Source organism: Synechococcus sp. N32 (assembly GCF_900473895.1).
In the GTDB taxonomy this organism is placed as follows: domain Bacteria; phylum Cyanobacteriota; class Cyanobacteriia; order PCC-6307; family Cyanobiaceae; genus Parasynechococcus.
This window is the reverse complement of the sequence record NZ_UCND01000011.1, coordinates 188445-203493: the sequence shown is the minus strand read 5'-3', so window position 1 is coordinate 203493 and position 15049 is coordinate 188445. Positions and strand designations below refer to the sequence as shown.

The following is a 15049-nucleotide window of genomic DNA, read 5'->3' as shown; positions in this document are numbered from 1 at the left end:
ACTGCGGCGACGGTGGTGATGATTCTGCGCGGACACATGTATTGGAACCGCAGGGGGTCGATGGATGTCCGCTGACTCGGTTCCCTTCCTTCAGCCCGGGATCGCCTGGGCGTTGGTGGTGCTGTTCTCTGTTCTCTGGGTGGCGCTGGGGATTGCCTGGGGCCGGCGTGGTCAAGGCAATGCCGACGACTACATGCTGGCGGGGCGCAACATCGGGCTGGCCTTGAGCACGGCCACGTTGATGGCCTCCTGGGTCACCGGCAACACCACCCTGCTCGCTCCTGAATTCGGCTACAAAACTGGCCTCTGGGGCATGTTCAGCTATGCGCTGGCCGGGCTTGGCCTGATTCTGTTCGCCCCCCTGGCCTCCCGGATCAAGCAGTTGATGCCCAACGGTCGCACCAGTGGCGACTTCATCCGATTGCGCTACGGACGCCTGTCCTGGTGGGTGTTCATGCTGATCACCGCCATCTACACCCTGGGCTTTCTGATGACCCAGGCGATGGGTGCTGGCCTGCTGCTGCAGGCCCTTTCAGGCTTTGATTACCACGTGGGAATGGTGGTGGTGATTGGTGTTGCCACCGTCTACACCCTGTTCGGTGGAATGCGGGCCGTGATCGGCACCGATTTCATCCAGTCGCTGTTGATCATGGTGCTGCTGGCGGTGGTGGCGGTGCTTGCCTTCCGCCAATTCCCGATGCCCGAGGTGCATGCCTCCTTATTGGCCCGGCATCCCGATCGGCTTGATCTGCTTCTGCCGGCGGGCTTGTTGATCGCCTGGAATTCCGCCCTCTTTTCGATGGGCGAGGTGTTTCACAACAACATCTGGTGGTCCCGGGTTTTCGCCAGTCGGCGTTCGGTGGTGATGACCTCCTTCGTGTTGGGGGGCATCGCCTGGATGAGCGTGCCGATGGTGACGGGCTCCATCGGACTGGTGGCCCTGGCCCGTGAGTTGCCCCTCGAGCAGGTGAACATGGTGTTCCCTGTGATGGCAGCCGATCTGCTCGGGGCCGGTGGCGCAGCTCTGGTGTTTGTGGTGGTGTTTGCCTCACTCACCTCCACACTCGATTCGCTGCTGGCATCCACCGCTGATCTGTTGGCGGAGGATGTGTACTTCCGCCTGTTGCGCCCCCAGGCCAGCGACCTGCAGCTCAAGCAGGCGGCGCGGTTGATGGTGGTGGGATTGGCCGTCATCACTTTGGCGCTGTCTTGGCCGCGGCTGGATTCGCTTGCGTCTGTTCTGTTCTTCACTGGTGCCCTGGTGGCCTCCACGGTCTGGCCTGTGGCGTGTGGCCTCTACTGGCGCACGGCCAACCGCACCGCTGCCATTGCGGCCATGCTCTCCGGCAGCGTTGTGGGTCTGCTCGCCTATGTGCTGATCGCGCCCTATTGCGCTGCTGTGTTTTCGGCGGCCGTGTCGGCGGTTGTGATGCTGATTGGCAGTCGGTTCTGGCCGGAACGCTTCGACTTCACCTTGTTGCAGGAGGAGGGATGATCCAAACGCTTCCCTTGATGGCCGGCCTCGTTGGTCTTTCTGGCTTTCAGTTTCTGCTGGTGACCAGTCAGCTCGCCCTGGTGCTGTCGGTGCTCGTGCTGCTGCTGATCTGGTGGGTGGAGTGGAGGAACGGACGCGTCTGGTGACGTCTCCCTAAGCCAGGCTTCACAGAACATTCTTTTCCGGATCTTTGCTTAAGAAGCTGCTTCTTCGTGGACGCAGCAGTGTGGTTGTTGTTACCGGTAAAAGATGTAGTTCCTGGCTTTAGCACTCGGTTTGGCAAACAGAGTGTTGATCAGATCCCGCTATGGCACAGGCCAAAACAGCAGTTGTGGACGCGTCTTCGGTTCAGATTCGGTTTGAGCCGATGGGGCCCGATGTCTACGGGCAGAACCAACCCCAGGAGCTGCTGGCCGCGATTGCTGAAGATGTTGAACCTTTGAAGGATTTGGTGGATCAGCACGTGGTGTCGATCCAACCGTTTCGCCCAGAGGTTTTGTTGCAGGTGTTTCGCCTGGCGGCGAAGTTTGAGAGCAATCCAGATCGCTATTGCCGTCACAACACGCCGCTTACCGGCAAGATTCTGATCAACGCGTTTTACGAACCAAGCACGCGCACCCGGTTGTCCTTTGACAGTGCCTGGCACCGACTCGGCGGTACTTCCATCAACATCACCGACAGGGCCACCACAGGGATCGCCAAGGGCGAGTCTCTCGAAGATGTCGCCCATATGTTCAACAACTACGGCGATTGTGTGGTGCTTCGGGACAGCGATCCCGGTGCCGTTTATGCGATGACGTCAACCCTTCGGATCCCGATCATCAACGCTGGAAATGGGATCGATGAGCATCCCACCCAGGCGATGGCCGATCTGTACACGATCTTCAAGTGGCGCCCCAAGCTCGCTGAAGCTGAAGTGGCACCCGCTGATCGGATTCGCATTGGGATCGTCGGAATCCCTTCGCGGATGCGAACGGTTCGCTCCCTGTTGAGGATCCTGGCCAAATTCCCGCAGACCGTGGACGAGGTGGTGGTGATTCATGCCCCCGAGTTGGAGCCGGATCAGCCGCTGTTCGACCCAGGACAGTTGGAGGAGCTTGAAGCTTGTGGGATGAAGGTGCGCTCCAGCACGGATCTTCAGGCTGAAGTGCCCGACTTGGATGTCGTTTACATCAATGCCATTGCCTGGGTCGGCGACTCCTATGAGGTACATGGCGGAGGATTCCGCCTCACCCGCGACATGCCGTTCAAACCGGAAGCGATCGTGCTCCATCCCTTGGCGCGGGGAGCGGAACTCAGCACCTGCCTGGATGACACGCCCCACAACTGGTATTTCAGCCAGGCCAGGGGAGCCGTGTTCCTGCGGATGGCCCTGCTCACCTGCATGGTGGATCGGGCCGAACGCGTGATGGATGTGATCTGAGGTGAGCTGATGTGTGGAATCGGAGGTGTTTTCAATGCCGACCGTCAACAGACGGTGGATCGCCAGTTGCTGGTCAACATGGCGGCGATTCAGGCCCATCGCGGGCCCGATGGTTTCGGCGTTGAGGTGCTCGATCAGGCCGGCGTCGGCTTCTGCCATGCCCGCCTTTCGATCATTGACCTGAATGAGTCACGGGCGCGGCAGCCCTTCCTCACCGATGACGGTGAGGTGCTGATGGCCCACAACGGTGAGTTCTACGACTTCCAGCGGATCAGGGCTGACCTCACCGCCCAGGGGGTGCGCTTCAGCAGCAAGAGCGATTCCGAGATCCTGCTGCGGCTGTACCAACGCCAGGGCTTGGAGGCGACCCTGCCCCTCTTGCGCGGTGAGTTTGCCTTCGCCTTGTTTGATCGCTCCGAAGACTGCCTCTACCTGGTGCGGGATCGCTTCGGCATCAAACCGCAGTACTGGGCGATGACGCCTGAGGGTCTGGTGTTCGGTTCTGAATTGAAGGTGCTGTTTGCCCATCCGGCGGTGGAGCGGCGCTTCACCTCGGAGGGTCTGTTCCACCAGTTGATGCAGACCATGGTTCCCGGCACCACAGCCTTCGCCGGGGTGCATCAGGTGAAGCCCGGCCATGTGCTCAAGGTGCAACGGGTGAATGGCCATCTGGAGGTGTCGGAGTCCACCTACTGGGACGTCGACTTTCCGCGCAAGGACGAGCGGGACCCCAAGCGAACCGAAGTCGACCACATCGCTGCCGTTCGTGCGGCATTGCTGGAGGCCGTTGAGCTGCGCATGGTGGCTGACGTGCCGGTGGGTTGTTACCTCTCCGGCGGCATCGACAGCTGTTCGATCCTTGGCTTGGCCTCAGCCGTGAGCCAGGCACCGGTGAAGGCGTTCACGATCGGCTTTGACGACGCCCGTTACGACGAGTCGCCGATTGCCCGGGAGATGGCCGAAGCCACCGGCGCTGAGCAGGATTTGATGCGTCTCTCGGGTCAGGAGCTCTACGGCCACATGGAGCGCACCATCTGGCATGCGGAGCGAACGATCTACAACACCTTGGCAGTGGCGAAGTTCTTGATGAGCCGCCACGTCAACGACGTGGATTACAAGGTTGTGATGACCGGCGAAGGCTCCGATGAGCTGTTCGGTGGTTACCCCGCCTTTCGCCGCGACATGTTCCTCCACGGTTTGGATGACCTGTCGCAGGAGGAGCGCGCCAGCTGGGAAAGCCTGTTGCAGCAGTCCAATGCCCTGGTGCAGGGGGCGATGCTGGCTGAAAACCAGGTGGATGACCCCGATCTTGATGCGGTGGTCGGCTTCACCCCCAGTTGCCTGCAGCCGTGGCTGGCCTGCGCGCCCTTGGTGCCGGAGCTTCTGGCGCAGTCCCATGCCGAAGCCCTGGAGGGTTACTCGCCGGGCAAGGCGATTGCCGCGCAACTGGATGCGGATCAACTGGACGGGCGCCATGCCCTGGACAAGGCCCAGTACGTCTGGATCAAGACCATGCTGGAGGGCCAGATCCTCACCTGGGGTGGCGATCGGGTCGACATGGCCAATTCGATGGAGGCACGACCCGCCTTCTTGGATCACCATCTGGCTGCGGTGGCGGTGCAGGTGCCGCCCGAATTGCGGATCAAGGGGAAAACCGAGAAATACGTGCTGAGGGAAGCCATGGCAGGCCTGTTGCCGAAGGTGTTGTACCGGCGTGAGAAATTCGCCTTCATGGCTCCGCCAGCTCACACGGAGCCTGAGAAGTGGGAGCAGATGAAGCAGCTCGCCGACGACTACCTCAGCGATGAGGCGATCGATTCCGCTGGTTTGTTGAGCAAAGCCGGTGTGCGCGCCTTGTTTGCCCGTCACGAGGACCCGGCCACCACCGACGCGGAGCGTGTGCAGATGGATGCGGTGATCAATCACCTGCTGGGTGTGCAGATGCTGCACCGCATGTTTGTGGCGGAAGACGTGCCAGCCCTGGCCCGCCGGGAGGCGGACCGTCTGGGCTGGCGGGTGCTCATGCCCGTTTGAATTCTTTGGTCAGGATTAAATCGTTGCGCTAGCTACAGGCTGATCAGCCAGTTCGGGAGAAGGTGTTTTTTAATTTGAACTGAAGGTCACGGCATTGCCAGCGCTCATCTCGGCTTCACCGACCACCCCTGCAACCGGGATTGAGCGAAGCAAAGTTGTCACACGTCCGAACCGTGACCGGCTGATCGGAACGATTGAGCAGCTGGCCAACATTGGCGCTAAGCCGGACGGAAGCGTGTGTCGACGCGGGTTCTCGCCGGAGGATGTGCAAGGCCGTGAGTTGCTGGCCCACTGGATGAAGCAGCTCGGCATGCAGGTGCGTGTTGATGCCGCTGGCAACTTGATCGGACGTCTGGAAGGCCTCGATCCCCACCGCCCTGCCCTGGTGACCGGGTCGCACCTCGACACGGTTCCCACCGGTGGACGTTTTGACGGGGCCCTGGGGGTGTTGGCCGGTCTGGAAGCCTGCCGCGCTCTTCAAGACCAGGGCCTGCGCCTGCGGCACGGCATCGAGTTGATCGCCTTTGCCGACGAGGAGTCGACCATGGTGGGCTGCAAGGGCTTGGCGGGCACGGCCTCCGATGACCCGGAGAGTTTTGCCACCAGCAATGGTCAGCCGATTCAGGACAACCTGGCGCGCATCGGCGGCCATTGGCCTTCCCTGGCCTCGGCTCGCCGCTCCGATGAGGCCTATGCCGCTTTCCTGGAGTTGCACGTTGAGCAGGGTGGCGTTCTTGAGCAACGCGGCGATGCCATCGGTGTTGTGGAGGGCGTTGTTGGTCAGCGTCGCTTCAGCATCAATGTGAGGGGCCAGGCCAATCACGCCGGCACCACACCGATGGGGTTGCGACAGGACGCCCTCGTGGCGGCCTCGCGTCTTGTTCTTGCCGTCGAGGCCATGGCCTCCCGTCATCCCGGAGATCCGGTGGCGACGGTGGGTCGACTGGAGGTTTGGCCCAATGCCGCCAATGTTGTCCCTGGCGCCGTCGCCCTGACCGTTGACCTCAGGGATGTGGATCCCACCGTTCTCGATCAGTTGGTTGAGGAGTTGATGCAGCAGGTGGAACGCATCGGTGTTGAAACCGGCTGCCCGATTGCGGTTGACCCCCAGTTCAGCGTTGATCCCACCCCTGCTGACGCTGCGGTGATGGCCACGATCGCTGAGGCCGCGGCTGATCTCGGCTTGTCCCACAGCCATCTCCCCAGCCGCGCCAGCCACGATGCCCAGGAGGTTGGCCGACGTTGGCCGATGGGCATGATTTTTGTGCCCAGCCGGGCCGGCCTGAGTCATTCCGCTGCAGAGTTCACCAGTGACGAGCAGTGCTGGGCGGGCACAGCGGTGCTGCTGGAAACGTTGCTGCGGCTCGACCGTCAGTTGCCGTGACCTTTTCGATCCTGGCCCGGGACCCCAGCAACGGTCGCTTTGGCGTGGCCGTTGCCACCTGTCATTTGGCCGTTGGATCCACCGTGCCTCACATCCGCGCCGGGGTTGGTGCTGTCGCCACCCAGGCCCACACCAATCCGTATCTGGGTATTTGTGGCCTTGAGCGCCTGGAGCAGAGCTCGGATGCCGAGAGCGTTTTGGCCAGCCTTCTTGCGGATGATCAACACCGTGACCGGCGTCAGTTTCACTTGATCGATCTGGACGGTCGTACGGCCTGTTGGACGGGGCACGATTGCGGCCCTTGGGCAGGGCATCGCCATCAGCGTGATCTGTCTGTTGCCGGCAATTGCTTGGTGGATGAGGGCGTGTTGGTAGCCATGGAGCAGGCCTTTCTCACCAGCGACCCCAGCTTGAAACTGGGCCGCCGCTTGATGATGGCTCTCCAGGCCGGGGAAGCGGCTGGTGGTGACCGTCGTTCTCCCTTCTCCACGTCAGCGGCGGTGCAGGTGAGCGGTGAAGCGGCTTTTCCGCTGTTGGATCTGCGCGTTGATTTCCACGAGCGCGCCGTGGAGCAGTTGATGGAGGTGTATGAGCGCAGTCAGGCTCTCTGGGCCCAGGAGTGGAGGGATGAACTGTCGGAATTGCCGATGCTCAACCGCTTGGTTGCTTGAGCCTGCTGCGTCGGTCACGCCATTAAAAAAAGCCTTGAAACACAGTCGTGCGCAGGGCTTTTATAGGGATTCAATTCAGGCGTGTTCAGCTAGGAACGGATGCTTCCCACTCCACGTTCAGGCCGGCCTGACGGGCGTCGGTGATCAGGTCATCGATGCAATCCATGCCAAAGGCGGCTTGTCCAGACAGCAGGGCATCCCATTCCTGAGACGGAAAGTGGGTCTGCAGCCAGAACACGCCATGCACGCTGGAGGGACTCACTTGCACGAGGCCTTTGTCGAGGCGAGAGGTGATGAGATCCAACGTCTTGGCTGAAGCTGGATCTATTACGCCTCAATCCTCGGAACTGGAATGTTCGAGTTGCTACGGATTGAGAAGTTGGCCTAGCGCGTGTAGCCCACGCCGCGGTACGTGAGCTGCACCGGAGTGCGGTGGTTGTTGATCTGGCGGGCTTGGTACACGTTGCGGCGGTAAACCAGCTGCACTCCGGGCTTGCCCTGAGTGGCGTTGTTTTGCTGGTACTGATGCCCGCGATAGAGAAGGGTGGTCATTGGATGGTCCTCGAAGCAAGCTCAGGTCCCCGTTCCATGGCCTGAGGCGAACTGCGCTTCGCGCGATGCGAAGTGAACGATCGGTAGCTGTTGCTACAGAAACATTGAAGCTCTTGCAAATGCCGAAGTGGTGTTCAGGTTGATACCTCTTCAGAAAAGTTTTTGGTTTTGTTTATTTTTGTCCGTAGGAATTAGTGGGTCTGGCTGATCTCAATCAGTTGATTGAGCACAGCATTGAAGAAGTTTCGGCCTTGTTCTTGGAGCGTTGTGCCCAGCCTGCGCCAGTCCTGGGTCAGGCGATCGGGCCCTTCAGCTCCAAGGGCGTTCACCACGTAGTCGTGGTCGTTGGCGATCCAGCGTTCCAGCGCATCGCCGTCGATCTCGAGGTGGCATTGCAGGCCAATGGCGTGGGCTCCGATCCGAAACACCTGTTCGGCGCAGTGCAGTGAAGAACCCAGCAGGGTTGCATCAGCCGGGAGGTGGACGCGATCACCATGCCAATGCAGCACCAGAGTGCTGCTTGGTTGCCCTTTGAGCAGGGCCTCATCACTGGGATCCGCGACCCAGTGGATCGCGCCGAGCCCCAGTTCCTTCAGTTGCTGCGGTGGTGCTCCCACCTGCAGCGGTTGCACGCTGCCCCCTGCAGCCACAGCCAGGAGCTGCGCCCCGAGGCAGATGCCCAGCACCGGTCGGCGTTGCTGGTGCCAGGCCCTTAACCAGTCCAGTTCCTGCCGCAACCAGTCCATGCCTGGTTGGTCGTGATCGTTGACGCTCATCGGACCACCGAGCACAAGGGCGATGCTGTTGGCATACGCCCTGGGGTCCGGCAGTGGGTCGCCCCGGTCGGGCCTCAGGATCTCGAGTGTCAGGCCCCGCTGCCGCGCCAGCTCTCCCACCAGTGCGGCGTCTTCATGGTCCACGTGTTGGACTACCAGCAGCGTGGGGCTCAAAGCAGCAGGTAGCGCTGGGCCAGGGGCAGCACCTCGGCGGGCTCGCAGGTGAGCAGTTCACCGTCGGCGAACACCTCATAGGTCTGTGGGTCCACGCTCACCTTGGGCAGCGCTGAATTCAGCTTGAGGGCGCTCTTGCCCACGCTGCGGGTCTCCTTCACCGCCATGCAGGTGCGCTCCAGCCCCAGCTGGCGTTGGATGTCCGCATCCATTGCCGCTTCGCTCACGAAGGTGAGACAACTGGGCGCGAGGGCTTTGCCGAAGGCGCCGAACATCGGCCGGCCATGCACCGGGCCTGGGGTGGGAATCGAGGCGTTGGCATCGCCCATCTGGGCCCAGACGATCGAACCGCCCTTCACCACCAGTTCCGGGCGAATGCCGAAGAAGCCTGGCTTCCACAGCACCAAATCGGCGAGCTTGCCGGTTTCGATCGACCCCACTTCGCTGCTGATGCCGTGGGCCAACGCCGGGTTGATCGTCACTTTGGCGATGTAGCGCTTGAGCCGGTGGTTGTCGTTGCGAGTGGAGTCTTCCGGCAGGGCACCGCGCTGCACCTTCATCTTGTGGGCGGTCTGGAAGGTGCGGGTGATCACCTCGCCCACGCGGCCCATGGCCTGGGAGTCGCTGGCGATGATCGAGAAGGCGCCCAGGTCGTGAAGGATGTCTTCGGCGGCGATCGTTTCGCGCCGGATCCGCGATTCGGCGAAGGCCACGTCCTCGGGGATTTTTGGATCGAGGTGGTGGCACACCATCAGCATGTCGAGGTGCTCCTCGAGCGTGTTGCGGGTGTAGGGCCGGGTGGGATTGGTGCTGCTCGGCAGCACGTTGGCCTCGCCGCAGATCTTGATGATGTCCGGGGCATGGCCGCCGCCGGCGCCTTCGGTGTGGAAGGTGTGGATGGTGCGTCCCTTGATGGCGGCGATCGTGTCTTCCACGAAGCCGGCTTCGTTCAAGGTGTCGGTGTGGATGCACACCTGCACATCCATCCGATCGGCCACCGAAAGGCAGGCATCGATGGTGGCGGGCGTGGTGCCCCAGTCTTCGTGCAGCTTCAGGCCGCAGGCGCCGGCGCGCACCTGTTCTTCCAGCGCTTCCGGGGTGCTGGCGTTGCCTTTGCCGAAGAAGCCCAGGTTCACCGGCAGGCCTTCGGCGGCCTGGAGCATCCGCCCGATGTGGAAGGCGCCGGGGGTGCAGGTGGTGGCATTGGTGCCGGTGGCCGGTCCAGTCCCGCCGCCCATCAGGGTGGTCACGCCGCTGGCCAGGGCCGTTTCGATCTGCTGGGGGCAGATGAAGTGGATGTGGGTGTCGATGCCACCGGCCGTGAGGATGTGGCCCTCCCCGGCGATGGCTTCCGTGCCTGGGCCCACCAAGATCGTCACCCCTTCCTGGGTGTCGGGGTTGCCGGCTTTGCCAATGCCGACGATGCGGCCGTCCTTGAGGCCGACATCGGCTTTGACGATGCCCCACCAGTCGAGGATCAGGGCATTGGTGATCACGGTGTCGACGGCGCCCTCGGCTCGCGGGGTCTGGGACTGGCCCATGCCGTCGCGGATCACCTTGCCGCCGCCGAACTTCACCTCATCGCCGTAGACGGTGAAGTCCTTCTCGACTTCCAGGATCAGATCGGTGTCGGCCAGGCGAACCCTGTCGCCGGTGGTGGGTCCGTAGGTCTCGGCGTAGGCCTGGCGGGAGATGCGGTAGGGCATGGGTCAGGCGTCGAGGGGTCCGTTGATCTGGCCGTTGAAGCCGATGACGCGTCGCGCACCGGCGAAGGGAATCAGGTTCACGTCGCGGCTGTCGCCGGGTTCGAAGCGGATGGCGGTGCCGGCGGGGATGTCGAGCCGTTGACCGCGGGCCGCGGCCCGGTCGAACCGCAGGGCGGCGTTGGCTTCGGCGAAATGGAAATGGGAGCCCACCTGCACCGGCCGGTCGCCGCTGTTGGAGACGCTCAGCGTGGTGACGGGCCGGCCTGCATTCAGCTCCAGTTCACCCGGTTCTGGGAGCAGTTCGCCTGGAATGAGAGGTGCCATTGGTTCTGCCTCAGCGAATCGGGTCGTGCAGGGTGACGAGCTTGGTGCCATCGGGGAAGACGGCCTCGATCTGCACCTCATGGACGAGTTCGGGCACGCCTTCCATCACCTGGTCCTGACGCAGCCAGGTGGTGCCTTCCTGCATCAGCTCCGCCACGCTCTTCCCGTCACGGGCACCTTCAAGCACCAGAAAACTGAGCCAGGCCACCGCTTCGGGGTGGTTGAGCTTCAGGCCACGGTTCAAGCGCCGCTCAGCAAGCAGTGCCGCGGTCACGATCAGGAGCTTGTCCTTTTCCTGGGGACTGAGATGCATGGCGAAGCTCGGTCTTCTTCAGTGTGTCTCCGCTGCAGCCTCGAAAGCGTTCACAGTGGACGTTTGTCGGCGCAGAGGCTGTTCCTGCAGGGGCCAGACCCTGGGGATGCGAGGCCGTGTCAGCCCCCGGATCGTTCGTGTTCGCTCCCAGATCCGGCTGAACCAGAAGCGGGCATCACGGCTCGACTCGCCGGAATAGCGGGCGATCAGTCCCTGATTCAGGGCGCCGCAGCGCATCGTGCCCGTTAGGCCCTCGCGGTCACCCCGTGCTCCCTCCAGCAGTGTTGCTGTTGTTTCGGCACTCATGGCCATCGGTGCGGCCCAAACCAGTGTTCCGAACACCGGCGCGCCTCCCAGTCCATGCGGGCAATCCAGGCTGGCGCCTCCAAGGTCCACCCGATCCGCCAGTTCCCAGGTTGAGCTGTTGCCTGCAAGGCGCTGAATGGCGAGGCTCGAGCGCCACCGTCCCTGCTGCAGGGTTTCGCCGGCGGCGGTTCGGCCCAAGCGCACGATCTCTGCACTTAGAAAGGAGGCATCCTCGGGCAGGGTCACCGTCAGCTGCTGCTCGAACAGGGCATCGGCGTACAGCACCAGTTCCTGCGGCAGCCATTCGAAGTCACTGCCGCTGGCCAGCGAGCAGCGCACCTGTTGATGGGCAAAGCAGCCCTCGGGTTGCAGGCGGCTGCGGCCGATCGATCCGTAAACCTTCTGCGCCGCCACGCTGGTGATCAGGCCGCGGCTGTTGGCCTCAAGCTTGAAGTCCAGGCTGAGTTGATCGCCGCCCACCAGTCCTCCGGCGGTGTGCAGCACCGGCAGCTCGCAGCGTCCGTCATCGCCGCGTTCACTGCGAAGCAGCTTGAACGGAGCCGTGCAGCCCCCCTGGTGTTTGGTGCTGCCGTTGGTGGCATGAAACTGCAGGTCGCAGCGGCCGTGCCAGGGATCAAGACGTTGCATGGCCTCACGCTCCGCCGCCACCGGCTTCAACTCTGTAGCAATGCACACCAAAGCGCTGCTGATTGATCGGCACGCTTTCGTTATGGAACTGGAGAGGAGCTGCTGGTGACGGATGCGGTGGTCATGCTGGAGCAGCGCCTGCAGAACAGCAGTGCCACGGCCACCCTGCAGTTGCCGTTAACGGCCGAAGAGCGCACGGTGCTGCGGGGCCGTCGCACCACCTCCTGCGGTCGTCCGGTGCTTCTGCAGTTGCCCCGTGAGGGTTCTCTCCAGCCCGGTGACTTGTTGGGGGATCAGTCCGGTTCGACCGTTGTGGAGGTGACGGCAGCTCCGGAAGCATTGATGCGGGTGCAGGGTTCGCATCCTCTTGAGCTGTTGCAGGCGGCATATCACCTGGGCAATCGCCATGTCGCCCTGGAGCTGCATGAGCAGGAGCTGTTGCTGCCGGAGGATTCCGTTCTCGCCACGATGCTGGAAGGCCGTGGCTTGACGGTCAGCCGCTGTCTGCAGCCGTTTGCCCCTGAAGGCGGCGCCTACGGAGGCCATCAGCACGGATGACGTCCCTGGCGTTGCTGCAATTGGTCAGCCCGGCCTTGCCCGTAGGCGCCTTCAGCTATTCAGAGGGGCTGGAGGTGTTGATTCAGGCGGGTTCCATCGCCGATGAGCAGGTCATCCAGGCTTGGTTGGAGGCTGAACTGCAACGGGGCGCGGTGCGGCTGGAAGCTGCGGCATTAAGGCCTCTGGCGGAGGCTTTGGTGGGGTGGTCCGCTCAGGCCGATGCTGCGGCCAAGGCGCGCCTGATCGATCTGGATGGTTGGCTGTTGGCCACCCGCGAGGCCGCGGAGTTGCGAGCGCAGCAGCGTCAGATGGGGATGTCGCTGCTGCAGTTGATGTCGGATATGGGGCACGACCTGCCTGAACCGGTGGCCCTGAGTTGGCCAGCGGCCTGGGCCTGGGCCGCTGTGCGCTTGTCGGTTTCAGGGGGAGACATGGTGGAGGGGTACCTCTACGGCTGGGTTGCCAATCAGCTCAGTGCCTCGGTGCGGCTGCTGCCATTGGGGCCCTCCCGAGCGCAGGTGCTGCAACAGCGGCTGCTGCCGCTGATTGCCTCCCAAGCGCAGCAGCTCCAGGCGGCCGATCCCCAGCAGCTCTGGAGCAGCGGTGTGGGTGCGGGCATGGCGCAGCTTGCCCATGCTGAGCTGTATTCACGCCTGTTTCGAAGCTGATGAGCAGCAAACTGCGCCTGGGGGTGGCGGGCCCTGTGGGATCCGGCAAGACCGCGCTGGTGGAGGCCCTCTGTCGCCGCTTGCGCGACGAGCTCCAGCTCGCGGTGGTCACCAACGACATCTACACCCAGGAGGATGCCCAGTTCCTCACCCGTGCGGGTGCCCTGGATCCAGAGCGGATCCGTGGCGTGGAGACCGGTGGTTGCCCTCACACAGCGATCCGTGAAGACTGCTCGATCAACCGAGTTGCCGTGGCGGAGCTGGAGACGCAGTTTCCCAATCTCGATCTTGTTCTGGTTGAGAGCGGCGGCGACAACCTGGCGGCGAGCTTCAGTCCGGAACTGGTGGATCTCTGCATCTACGTGATTGATGTGGCGGCCGGCGACAAGATCCCCCGTAAAGGAGGGCCTGGCATCACCCGCTCTGATCTGCTGGTGATCAACAAGATTGATCTGGCTCCCCAGGTTGGTGCCGATCTTTCAGTGATGGAACAGGACACCCGGCGGATGCGGGGAGACCGGCCTTGGTGTTTCACCAATCTCCACAGCGGCGAAGGCCTGGAGCAGGTGGTGGGGTTCCTGTTGCAACAGCTACCAAAATCATGAAAACACAAGCCTTTAGGGGCAAAAGTGTTCCCGTTGTTACGTTTCAAATCTCCGCCTGTGGCGATGGTCAGATTTCAGGGCGTTTCGCGCGTCCAAGCTTTTAAGTGCCCTCTCATTCCATGAGCACCCCTCTCTCTAAGCGCCTTTTTGCTGGCATGGCCGCGGCCTCGCTGGGCCTTGCCGTGACCGCCTGTGGTGGTGGCGATAAGGCTGCAAACGTCGAGTACGACGACAGCGTCACCGTTGGCATCCTGCACTCGCTGACCGGCACCATGGCCATCTCCGAGTCCACCCTGGTGGACACCGAGAAAATGGCGATCGATGAGATCAATGCCGCCGGTGGTGTTGAAGTTGATGGCAAGAAGTACAAGATCGAGTACATCGTCGAGGACGGTGCCTCCGATTGGCCCACCTTCGCTGAGAAGTCCAAGAAGCTGATCGACCAGGACCAGGTGCCCGTGGTCTTCGGTGGCTGGACCTCCGCCAGCCGCAAGGCCATGCTGCCTGTGTACGAGTCGAAGAACGCTTTCCTCTACTACCCGATTCAGTACGAGGGTCAGGAGTGTTCCAACAACATCTTCTACACCGGTGCCACTCCGAATCAGCAGTCGGAGCCTGCCACCAAGTTCATGTATGAGAAGTCGCCTGCCGCTGGCAAGCCCTTCTTCCTCGTGGGTTCGGACTACGTCTTCCCCCGCACCTCCAACACCATCACCAAGGAACAGCTCAAGTCCCTGGGTGGCGAAGTGGTCGGTGAGGACTACCTGCCCCTGGGCAACACCGAGGTTGCTCCGATCATCGCCAAGATCAAGAAGGCCCTGCCTGACGGCGGTGTGATCATCAACACCCTGAATGGTGACCAGAACGTCGCCTTCTTCAAGCAGATCCAGGACGCCGGCATCACCCCCGATAACGGCTACTACGTGATGAGCTACTCCATTGCGGAAGAGGAGATCAGCACCATTGGTTCTGAGTTCCTTGAGGGCCACTACGGCGCTTGGAACTACATGATGTCGATCGACACCCCGGCATCCAAGAAGTTCGCTGCTGACTTCAAGGCCAAGTACGGCGCCGACCGCCAGGTCGCTGACCCTCAGGAGTCGGCCTACAACATGGTCTACCTGTGGAAGAAGGCTGTCGAGAAGGCCAACAGCTTCGACGACGACAAGGTGCGTGAAGCCCTGATTGGCATCGAGTTCGACGCGCCTCAGGGACCTGTGAAGGTGATGCCCAACCACCACCTCTCCCAGACCGTGCGCATCGGCCAGATCACTGCCGACGGTCAGTTCGAGATCCTCGAATCCACCGATGGTCCTGTGGCTCCTCAGGCCTGGAACCAGTTCGAGCCCAGCTCCAAAGGCTTCGCTTGCGACTGGACCGACGCCGCCAAGGGCGAAAAGTACAAGCTCTGA

Annotated in this window: 17 protein-coding genes; 10 read left to right on the top strand and 7 right to left on the bottom strand. The window is 62.3% G+C overall.

What is annotated here, in order from left to right; translation table 11 throughout:
* The first annotated feature begins 64 nt into the window (after positions 1 to 64).
* The 6 genes from DXY35_RS04680 (at position 65) to DXY35_RS04660 (ending at position 7007) form a co-directional block, all read left to right on the top strand.
* Complete coding sequence (locus DXY35_RS04680) at positions 65 to 1495, top strand: sodium:solute symporter family protein (RefSeq protein ID WP_115081331.1); 1431 nt, start codon at positions 65 to 67, stop codon at positions 1493 to 1495.
* A gap of 17 nt (positions 1496 to 1512) precedes the next feature.
* Positions 1513 to 1641: a hypothetical protein gene (locus tag DXY35_RS13175; protein ID WP_256359510.1), complete on the top strand. Its 129-nt coding sequence runs from the start codon at positions 1513 to 1515 to the stop codon at positions 1639 to 1641.
* A gap of 161 nt (positions 1642 to 1802) precedes the next feature.
* Positions 1803 to 2918, top strand: a complete 1116-nt coding sequence (locus DXY35_RS04675) for an aspartate carbamoyltransferase (protein ID WP_115081330.1) — start codon at positions 1803 to 1805, stop codon at positions 2916 to 2918.
* A 9-nt stretch (positions 2919 to 2927) separates the two neighbouring features.
* Positions 2928 to 4952: an asparagine synthase (glutamine-hydrolyzing) gene (asnB, locus tag DXY35_RS04670; RefSeq protein ID WP_115081329.1), complete on the top strand. Its 2025-nt coding sequence runs from the start codon at positions 2928 to 2930 to the stop codon at positions 4950 to 4952.
* Positions 4953 to 5046: 94 nt separating this feature from the next.
* The gene (locus DXY35_RS04665; RefSeq protein ID WP_115081328.1) at positions 5047 to 6336 is read left to right on the top strand and encodes a Zn-dependent hydrolase; all 1290 of its coding nucleotides are present in this window, start codon (positions 5047 to 5049) and stop codon (positions 6334 to 6336) included.
* Positions 6333 to 7007: a DUF1028 domain-containing protein gene (locus DXY35_RS04660; protein ID WP_115081327.1), complete on the top strand. Its 675-nt coding sequence runs from the start codon at positions 6333 to 6335 to the stop codon at positions 7005 to 7007. The genes DXY35_RS04665 and DXY35_RS04660 overlap by 4 nt, the downstream gene beginning before the upstream one ends.
* Positions 7008 to 7092: 85 nt before the next feature.
* Here the strand turns inward: DXY35_RS04660 and DXY35_RS04655 are convergent, their stop codons facing one another.
* The 7 genes from DXY35_RS04655 to DXY35_RS04625 form a co-directional block, all read right to left on the bottom strand.
* Complete coding sequence (locus DXY35_RS04655) at positions 7093 to 7311, bottom strand: hypothetical protein (protein WP_115081326.1); 219 nt, start codon at positions 7309 to 7311, stop codon at positions 7093 to 7095.
* An 80-nt stretch (positions 7312 to 7391) separates the two neighbouring features.
* Complete coding sequence (locus tag DXY35_RS04650; RefSeq protein WP_115081325.1) at positions 7392 to 7559, bottom strand: DUF4278 domain-containing protein; 168 nt, start codon at positions 7557 to 7559, stop codon at positions 7392 to 7394.
* Positions 7560 to 7750: 191 nt separating this feature from the next.
* On the bottom strand, positions 7751 to 8509 hold the full coding sequence (locus tag DXY35_RS04645) for a type 1 glutamine amidotransferase (protein ID WP_115081324.1): 759 nt from the start codon (positions 8507 to 8509) through the stop codon (positions 7751 to 7753).
* The gene (gene ureC / locus DXY35_RS04640) at positions 8506 to 10215 is read right to left on the bottom strand and encodes an urease subunit alpha (protein WP_115081323.1); all 1710 of its coding nucleotides are present in this window, start codon (positions 10213 to 10215) and stop codon (positions 8506 to 8508) included. Before ureC ends, DXY35_RS04645 begins: the two co-directional genes overlap by 4 nt.
* Positions 10216 to 10218: 3 nt before the next feature.
* On the bottom strand, positions 10219 to 10539 hold the full coding sequence (locus DXY35_RS04635) for an urease subunit beta (protein ID WP_115081322.1): 321 nt from the start codon (positions 10537 to 10539) through the stop codon (positions 10219 to 10221).
* Between the two features lie 10 nt (positions 10540 to 10549).
* Positions 10550 to 10852 carry an urease subunit gamma gene (locus DXY35_RS04630; RefSeq protein ID WP_006851427.1) on the bottom strand — a complete coding sequence of 101 codons (303 nt, stop codon included), beginning with the start codon at positions 10850 to 10852 and terminating at the stop codon, positions 10550 to 10552.
* An 18-nt stretch (positions 10853 to 10870) separates the two neighbouring features.
* Positions 10871 to 11806: an urease accessory protein UreD gene (locus tag DXY35_RS04625; protein ID WP_115081605.1), complete on the bottom strand. Its 936-nt coding sequence runs from the start codon at positions 11804 to 11806 to the stop codon at positions 10871 to 10873.
* A gap of 105 nt (positions 11807 to 11911) precedes the next feature.
* Between DXY35_RS04625 and ureE the strand changes: the two genes are divergently transcribed.
* From ureE to urtA, 4 genes are all read left to right on the top strand, one after another.
* Entirely contained in the window at positions 11912 to 12364 is a 453-nt protein-coding gene (gene ureE, locus DXY35_RS04620; protein WP_170950511.1) for an urease accessory protein UreE, read from the top strand.
* Entirely contained in the window at positions 12361 to 13032 is a 672-nt protein-coding gene (locus DXY35_RS04615; protein ID WP_115081321.1) for an urease accessory protein UreF, read from the top strand. Before ureE ends, DXY35_RS04615 begins: the two co-directional genes overlap by 4 nt.
* Positions 13032 to 13637, top strand: a complete 606-nt coding sequence (gene ureG, locus DXY35_RS04610) for an urease accessory protein UreG (protein WP_115081320.1) — start codon at positions 13032 to 13034, stop codon at positions 13635 to 13637. Before DXY35_RS04615 ends, ureG begins: the two co-directional genes overlap by 1 nt.
* 119 nt (positions 13638 to 13756) lie before the next feature.
* Complete coding sequence (gene urtA / locus DXY35_RS04605; protein WP_115081319.1) at positions 13757 to 15049, top strand: urea ABC transporter substrate-binding protein; 1293 nt, start codon at positions 13757 to 13759, stop codon at positions 15047 to 15049.

Excerpts from the sequence above, each read along its gene's own strand:
- DXY35_RS04680 (WP_115081331.1), top strand. The coding sequence starts at position 65 with ATGTCCGCTGACTCGGTTCCCTTCCTTCAGCCCGGGATCGCCTGGGCG.
- DXY35_RS13175 (WP_256359510.1), top strand. The coding sequence starts at position 1,513 with ATGGCCGGCCTCGTTGGTCTTTCTGGCTTTCAGTTTCTGCTGGTGACC.
- DXY35_RS04675 (WP_115081330.1), top strand. The coding sequence starts at position 1,803 with ATGGCACAGGCCAAAACAGCAGTTGTGGACGCGTCTTCGGTTCAGATT.
- asnB (WP_115081329.1), top strand. The coding sequence starts at position 2,928 with ATGTGTGGAATCGGAGGTGTTTTCAATGCCGACCGTCAACAGACGGTG.
- DXY35_RS04650 (WP_115081325.1), bottom strand. The coding sequence starts at position 7,559 with ATGACCACCCTTCTCTATCGCGGGCATCAGTACCAGCAAAACAACGCC.
- ureC (WP_115081323.1), bottom strand. The coding sequence starts at position 10,215 with ATGCCCTACCGCATCTCCCGCCAGGCCTACGCCGAGACCTACGGACCC.
- DXY35_RS04635 (WP_115081322.1), bottom strand. The coding sequence starts at position 10,539 with ATGGCACCTCTCATTCCAGGCGAACTGCTCCCAGAACCGGGTGAACTG.
- DXY35_RS04630 (WP_006851427.1), bottom strand. The coding sequence starts at position 10,852 with ATGCATCTCAGTCCCCAGGAAAAGGACAAGCTCCTGATCGTGACCGCG.
- DXY35_RS04625 (WP_115081605.1), bottom strand. The coding sequence starts at position 11,806 with ATGCAACGTCTTGATCCCTGGCACGGCCGCTGCGACCTGCAGTTTCAT.
- DXY35_RS04615 (WP_115081321.1), top strand. The coding sequence starts at position 12,361 with ATGACGTCCCTGGCGTTGCTGCAATTGGTCAGCCCGGCCTTGCCCGTA.
- ureG (WP_115081320.1), top strand. The coding sequence starts at position 13,032 with ATGAGCAGCAAACTGCGCCTGGGGGTGGCGGGCCCTGTGGGATCCGGC.
- urtA (WP_115081319.1), top strand. The coding sequence starts at position 13,757 with ATGAGCACCCCTCTCTCTAAGCGCCTTTTTGCTGGCATGGCCGCGGCC.